Origin of the sequence: Streptomyces sp. 8L (assembly GCF_020176795.1) — a bacterium.
Taxonomy (GTDB): domain Bacteria; phylum Actinomycetota; class Actinomycetes; order Streptomycetales; family Streptomycetaceae; genus Streptomyces.
The window spans coordinates 1-6,543 of the sequence record NZ_JAIUKE010000567.1; the positions used below are offsets into that span (position 1 = coordinate 1).

A 6,543-nucleotide genomic window follows, 5' to 3' on the forward strand; every position below is an offset into this window, starting at 1 on the left:
CTGCTGGGAAGCACGGGGCGGGGCCCGGCGGCGCGGTAGTCGGCTGGGAGATGCGAGGGGGGTGAGCCGGGAAGCGCAGGACCGGGCCGGGCCGTCGGCGGTGTCTTCGCACTTCTCGGCCGGCCCCGCCGTAGAAGCGGCCGTGGGCCGGTGGACGCCGGCTCCCCCGGGACGCGGAAGAGCCGGTGTCAGTCGCCCACCGGCGCTCCGGCGGCGACGATGGTGCCCTGCGCCACCGCGACAAGACGTTCCACACCGTCCCGGACCACGTAGAGCGAACTCTGGCAGACCGCCTGCCTGCGGGTGGTGACGGTGGCGGAGGCTCGCGCGACGACGACCTCGCCGACGGCGGGCCGGGCATAGTTGATCTTGTACTCGGCGGTGAGCGCGTCGCCGCCGAGCGCCAGGCCGCCCGCGAAGGTCAGCGAGTTGTCGGCGAGGTAGCTGAGCACTCCCCCGTGCACGAAGCCGTGCTGTTGCTGGAGTTCGGGCCGGTTGCGGACCCGGATCTCGGCCGAGCCGGGACCGACTGCGGTCAGTTCCGCGCCCAGGAACGTACTGAACGGCTGGGCGTCGAAGACGCGTTGGGCGAAGGCGGTCATGTCCGTCGTCATGCGGGCCGTCCTGTCATGGTGTCGTGGGGCGCGGTCAGCCGCGCGTCGATGGTGTCCTGGAAGATCGCGAGCAGCCCCTCGGCGAGGCCGATCACATGGTGGTCGGCTCCACCGTGCCGCAGCCCGCGCTGGACGTCCTCGGCGATCGCGAAGTCCTCCTGGTCGAAGACGGCGTCATTGGTGAACCGGAACCGCTTCTCCAGCCCGCTCTGGCCTGCCGATCCCGTGAAGTCCTCGGCCCGGTAGAGCATTTCGTGGGTCCACACCGTACGGTCGGGCGCCAGCGGCCAGAAGGTGTTGATGGAGACGTAGTCGGGGTGGAGGATGAAGAAGGTGTTCGGGAAGAGGGTGTAGTAGACCGACACACCGTCGAGGATGCGCCACTCGCGCTCGGGCTTCGCGGCCAGAGCGGTGATGTCGGTGCGGGCCGCCGACAGCCTGATGTGCGGGCCGTCCTGGTCGTACGCGATGACGCCCCGCTTGAAGGCGAAGGCGAGGGTGTCCCGGTGCAGGTACGGGACGTGGTATCCCTCCAGATAGGTCTTGATCAGGAGCTTCCAGTTGGCCTCCTTCACGACCTTCGTCTTCTTGTAGGGCACCAGCGAGGCCACGTCGAAGGTGACCAGGTCGTCGTGGAAGGACCCGAGGAAGCCCGGTATGTCGAGCTCGGCACCGGGTGTCCTGGAGACCCAGACCAGGCCGCCCGACTCGGCGGCGGGCAACTCGGCAAGCCCGTAGTCACGGGTCTCGACGCCAGGGAAGTCGTGGGCGCGCGTGATGCCGCGCAGGTTCCCGTCCAGCCCGTAGACCCAGCCGTGGAACGGGCAGACGAAGTTCTTCACCGAGCCGGTACGCTCGGCCGCCAGCCTCGCGCCGCGGTGGCGGCACTGGTTGTAGAAGGCCCGCACCCGGCCGTCGTCGCCCCGGACGACGACATAGGGGAAGTCGTCCCAGTCGCTCGTCACGTACGAGCCCGGCTCGGGCAGGGCCGAGGAGTGGCAGGCGACCAACGGGTAGCGCGTGAACGCGGAGGCCAGCTCCCGGTCCAGCAGGTCCGCGTCGGTGTACTTGGAGACGGGGATGGTCACGACCTCGTCCAGCATGCGCTCGTCGCGGCGGGTCTCCCGCAGCGCGAGGAGACGCTTGACCATGGCGACCTGTTCGTGCTGCTTCAACGCATCCACTCCTCCGACTGGGACGGGGACTCGGGCGCGGGACTCGGGCCGAGGTTCGGGTTCGGGCTCGTGCTTGGGCTCGGGCTGAGGTTCGGACTCGGACTCGGAATGCAGATGTCGCAGCGCATTCCGGCCCGGACCGGGCATTCCGGCCCAAGTTCGGACACCGCCCCGGACACCGACCCGGGCCGGGTTCCGGCCCGGGCCCGGACGACGGTCGACGGCACCTGCCGCGCCCCACCGGCCGCGGCGCCACGCCCTGGGACCGATGATATGAATCCTGGTTCAAGGCATCGTACGGACCGGTGCCCCGCGGAGCAACGACCCGCCCCTTTCCGGGCGGTCGGCGTGCCGCCCGTCAACCTCCGCACGCGGCAGGCTCCTTGGCCGATGCCCGGGACCTGTCAAGGCCGCCTAAGCCGGCGGGGCCTGCGCCCCGAGGGCCCGGAAGCAGAAGGCCCGGATCTCCGCGACGAGCGACTCGCCGGACAGGCCGGGCGCGGCGTCGCCGCCCGCCGGGCCCAGCCGCCCCACCAGCGCCTCGGCGATCGCCCCTGTCACGGCCGAGGAGGCGACGGCCGCGTGCTGCGGCGCGAAGGCTCCGAGGGCGATCCCGTCCCGGACGATGCCCTCGCCCAGGTCCACGTAGGACCGGCGGTAGACCAGGCGCTCGGCCTCCACCGCGGGCGACACCGGCTCGAACAGCAGCGACCACGCCATCCGCCGCCCCTGGAGGGCGCGTCGGGTGAAGGTGCCGATCAGGGCGTCCAGCCTGTCCGCCGGGGCGGGCGACGCGACGGCGACGGCCTCGCGCACCGCCGCCAGCTCGCGGTCGGCCGCGGCCCGGAAGACGGCGGCCAGCAGACCGTCCCGGTTCTCGAAGGAGGAGTAGAGCGAGCCGGTACTGGCGTGGCAGGCGGCCGTGACGGCGCTGACCGTCGCTCCGGCGAATCCGTGCTCGGCCACCAGCCCGTGGGCGGCCTTCAGGAGGGCGGCCCGCTTCTCCTCCGCTCGCTGCCGCGTACGGTCGGTCGGCCGGTACACCATCGTCGCCCTCCCCGCACAAGAAATGAACTAGGGTTCACAGCGTAGCGAGTTGACCTTGGCGAACCCGTAGGAGCCCCGATGCACCTGACGGCCGTACTGGAACGCGCCGCGCGGATCGACCCCGGCAAGGACGCCCTCGTCCAGGGCGGGACGCGCCTCGGCTACGCGGGCCTGCTGGACCGGGCGCGGCGCGCCGCCACCGTCCTGACCGGGCTCGGTGTGCGCCCCGGCGACCGGGTCGCGGTGCAGACGTTCAACACGCCGGGCTTCGTGGTCGCCGCCTTCGGCACCTGGTTCGCCGGCGGCGTGCTGGTCCCGGTCAACCACAAGCTCACCGTGCCGGAGACCGCCTACGCCGTCGGCCACAGCGGGGCGCGGGTCGGCGTCGTCGCCGCGGAACTGGCCACGGCCGCGCTGGCCGCGGCACCCCGCGTCCGCTGGCTGAGCACCGACGGCCGGGCCGAAGGGCTTGACGGATTCGACGAACTCGGGGAAGTGGCCTCCCCGTGCGAGCACGCGGCCGACCCCGACCAGGACGCCGTCGCCGAGTTCCTCTACACCTCCGGGACCACCGGCGCCCCCAAGGCCTGCGTGCACACCCACAGGACGGTCTCGGCCGTCCAGCCGCTGATCGCCGCCACCCTGGGCTTCACCCGGGACGAGCGCTTCCTGCTCGCCATGCCGGCCTGGCACGCCGCCCCGCTCAACGACTGGCTGCTCACCATGGTCTTCCTGGGCGCCACCACCATCCTCCAGCGCGAGTACGACCCGGTCGGCTTCCTCGAACACGTGCAGCGCCACCGGCCGACCGCGTTCTTCGGCGCGCCCGTCGCCTACCTGGCGCCCACCCGGCTGGCCGCCGCCGGCCGGCTCGACCTCGCCGACTACGACCTCTCCAGCGTCGGCCACTGGCTCTACGGCGGAGCACCGCTCGGCGCCGACGTGGCGGCGGGGCTGAGGGCGGCGTACCGCAGTGACCGCTTCACCCAGGTCTACGGCCTGAGCGAGACCGGCCCCGTCGGCTCCGTCCTGTATCCGCACGAACACCTCACCAAGGCCGGCTCGATCGGGCGCCGTGGGATGCCCGGCGTGGACCTGCGGGTCGTCGGCGACGACGGCCGGGACGTCGAGGCGCCGGGCACCGGAGAGATCTGGCTGCGTGCCGACACCGCAATGGCCCGCTACCACGACGCCCCGGGGGCCACCGCCGCCGCCTTCGCCGGGCCCTGGCTGCGCACCGGGGACGTCGCCCGTATCGACGAGGACGGCTATGTCTTCGTCGTCGACCGGCTCAAGGACGTCATCATCGTCGGCGGCGAGAACGTGCACTCCCAGGAGGTCGAGGAGGCCCTCCGCGGCCACCCGCGGATCACCGACGTCGCCGTCGTCGGGCGCACCGACCCCACCTGGGGCGAGACGGTCGTCGCGGTCTACGTCAGCTCCGACGGCGCCGAGGTCGGCATCGAGGAGATGCGCACGTACCTCGCCGGGCGTCTCGCCCGCTACAAGCTCCCGCGCGAGGCGGTCAGGGTCGGCACACTGCCCCGCAATCCGTCAGGCAAGCTCACCAAACACACCATCCGCGCGCATATCGGTGGTACGCCGCCCAGAGATGCCCCAACGACCGGTCGCTGACGTCCGTTTCGCGTCGAGGCGCGGCCCGCTCCGCCTCCGGCTGCGGCTGCGGCTGCGGCTGCGGCTGCGGCACCACGGGAACGGGCAACGGCAGGCCGGCGCCGGTGACCCGTCGCACGCAGTCACCAACAGAGAGCACATGGGCGCCCGCCTGCCTGCTCCTTTCACGAAAAGCCCCCGTGTGACCGTGAGTTACCGGAATGCCCGATGCGCCTGCCGTTTGCCCTGCCTTGCCGTCCGCCGGCGGGGGCTCCGTCCGTACCACCACCGGCGATCCGTCACCACAGGCCGCCAGCAGGCCTTTCTGAAGGGATGAGCGGGGCAGAGCGGAGGGCGGATGAGGCGTTGTACACATCCTTGGTTGACGTGTGAAGTGTGTGTATTAGGGTGAGCGAGTTCCGCCGCCCGGTCACGGACGGTGGAGTGCCCAGGGAGTTCCGTGCGCGTGTTCCAACCGGATACACACATCCGGGACGCGGCCCCACCGTCGCACCGGGTCCGGCGCCCGCGCCGGTGAACCGCCGCGCCGCTGCGGTCGCGTGGCGGGTCCCTCTGGGTTCCGTATCCGGCACAGCGGAATCCGTGCCGGCGATTGACCTGTCCCCGGCGGCCGCGATCGGAGTTGCAGCGATCACGGCCGTCTCCGCCGCCCACTGCTCGGACAATGGCTCTCCGTTATGGTGCTGAAGATTCCATCTGAACTGGGCGGCGCCCAGTGAGGCTTCCCCGCCCGTCCCGAGGAGGCAGGGGGCGCCGGGACGAGGCCGGCGCCGGTCCGTCCCCGGAGCCGCCGCCGCTCGAAGGACCGTTCCCGGCCGAGCCCCCCGCGGCCCCGCGGCCGTTTCCCCAGCTCGTGCCGCTGTCGGCGGAGGAGATCGCGCTCATGCGCGCGAGCGTGGGCGTGGTCGGCCCGTACGCCGAGGACATGACGGTGTATTTCTACGCGATTCTCTTCGCGCGGTACCCGCAGGTACGAGACCTCTTCCCGGCCAATATGGACGTACAGCGCGACCGGCTGCTGCGCGGGCTGCTGCGGATCGTGGACCTGGTCGACGATCCGGAGAACCTCATACGCTTCTGCACCCGGCTGGGGCGCGACCACCGCAAGTTCGGAGCGCTGGACGGCCACTACCCGGCGGTGGGCGAGTGCCTCCTCGCGGCGCTGGCCCGCTTCGCCGGCCCGGCCTGGAGCCAGGAGCTGGCCACGGCGTGGGCCAACGGCTACCACCTCGTGGCGCAGGTGATGAACCACGCCGCCGAGGAGGACGCCCTCCGTGCGCCCGCGGTGTGGCAGGCGGAGGTCGTCGGCCATGTGCACCGGGGACACGGCATCGCCGAGATCACGGTGCGGCCCGACGCGCCCTACCCGTACACCGCGGGACAGTACGCGAGCATGGAGACGCCCTGGCAGCCCAAGGCGTGGCGGTACTACTCCCCCGCGCACGCGCCGCGCGAGGACAACACCGTGACCTTCCATGTCCGCGCCCTCGCCCAGGGCCAGGTCAGCCATGGCCTGGTCTACAACACCAAAGCCGGTGACGTGGTGCGGCTCGGCCCGACCCAGGGCGACATGACGCTGGACCCGCGCAGCGACCGCGATCTGGTGTGCGTGGCGGGAGGGACCGGCATGGCCCCGATCAGGGCCCTGGTCGAGGAGGCCGCGCGCAGCGGCAAGCAGCGCTACGTCGACGTCTTCGTGGGCGCGCGGACCGCCGAGGAGCTGTACGGCCTCGACGACATGCTCAGGATGTCGCAACGGCACCACTGGCTGTCGGTACGGGCCGCGGTCTCGCACGAACGCATCGCGGGTCTTGAGGGCACGCTGCCGCAGGTCCTGGCGGAGTTCGGGCCGTGGTACCAGCACGAGGCGTTCCTCTCGGGCCCGGTGGCGATGGTCACGCAGGCCCGCGCGACGCTGACACAGCAGGGCATTCCGCCGGAGCAGATCCATTTCGACCCCTTCGACGTCCCCGCCCTGGAGAGCGCGCTGCTTCCCCGCAGGCTGCGGGAGGAGGCCGAGGAGTGAGCGGACGCGGACCCGGCCGGCTCGCCCCGCCGGTCCGGCCCGCGTC

5 protein-coding genes are annotated in these 6,543 nt (G+C 72.0%); 2 read left to right on the forward strand and 3 right to left on the reverse strand.

Annotation, left to right across the window (positions count from 1 at the left end):
* Positions 1–188 precede the first annotated feature (188 nt).
* The 3 genes from LCE31_RS34455 to LCE31_RS34465 all read right to left on the reverse strand — a co-directional run bounded on the left by LCE31_RS34455 (position 189) and on the right by LCE31_RS34465 (position 2,836).
* Entirely contained in the window at positions 189–614 is a 426-nt protein-coding gene (locus tag LCE31_RS34455) for a PaaI family thioesterase (RefSeq protein WP_225021561.1), read from the reverse strand.
* Positions 611–1,789 carry an aromatic ring-hydroxylating oxygenase subunit alpha gene (locus LCE31_RS34460; protein ID WP_225021563.1) on the reverse strand — a complete coding sequence of 393 codons (1,179 nt, stop codon included), beginning with the start codon at positions 1,787–1,789 and terminating at the stop codon, positions 611–613. The genes LCE31_RS34455 and LCE31_RS34460 overlap by 4 nt, the downstream gene beginning before the upstream one ends.
* Before the next feature lie 414 nt (positions 1,790–2,203).
* Complete coding sequence (locus tag LCE31_RS34465; RefSeq protein ID WP_225021565.1) at positions 2,204–2,836, reverse strand: TetR/AcrR family transcriptional regulator; 633 nt, start codon at positions 2,834–2,836, stop codon at positions 2,204–2,206.
* 78 nt (positions 2,837–2,914) lie between these two features.
* On the opposite strand from LCE31_RS34465, the gene LCE31_RS34470 reads away from it, so the two are divergent.
* Together LCE31_RS34470 and LCE31_RS34475 are read left to right on the forward strand one after the other, a co-directional pair.
* Positions 2,915–4,471, forward strand: a complete 1,557-nt coding sequence (locus LCE31_RS34470; RefSeq protein WP_225021567.1) for a class I adenylate-forming enzyme family protein — start codon at positions 2,915–2,917, stop codon at positions 4,469–4,471.
* Between the two features lie 883 nt (positions 4,472–5,354).
* The gene (locus LCE31_RS34475; RefSeq protein WP_225021569.1) at positions 5,355–6,497 is read left to right on the forward strand and encodes a globin domain-containing protein; all 1,143 of its coding nucleotides are present in this window, start codon (positions 5,355–5,357) and stop codon (positions 6,495–6,497) included.
* Positions 6,498–6,543: the final 46 nt, after the last annotated feature.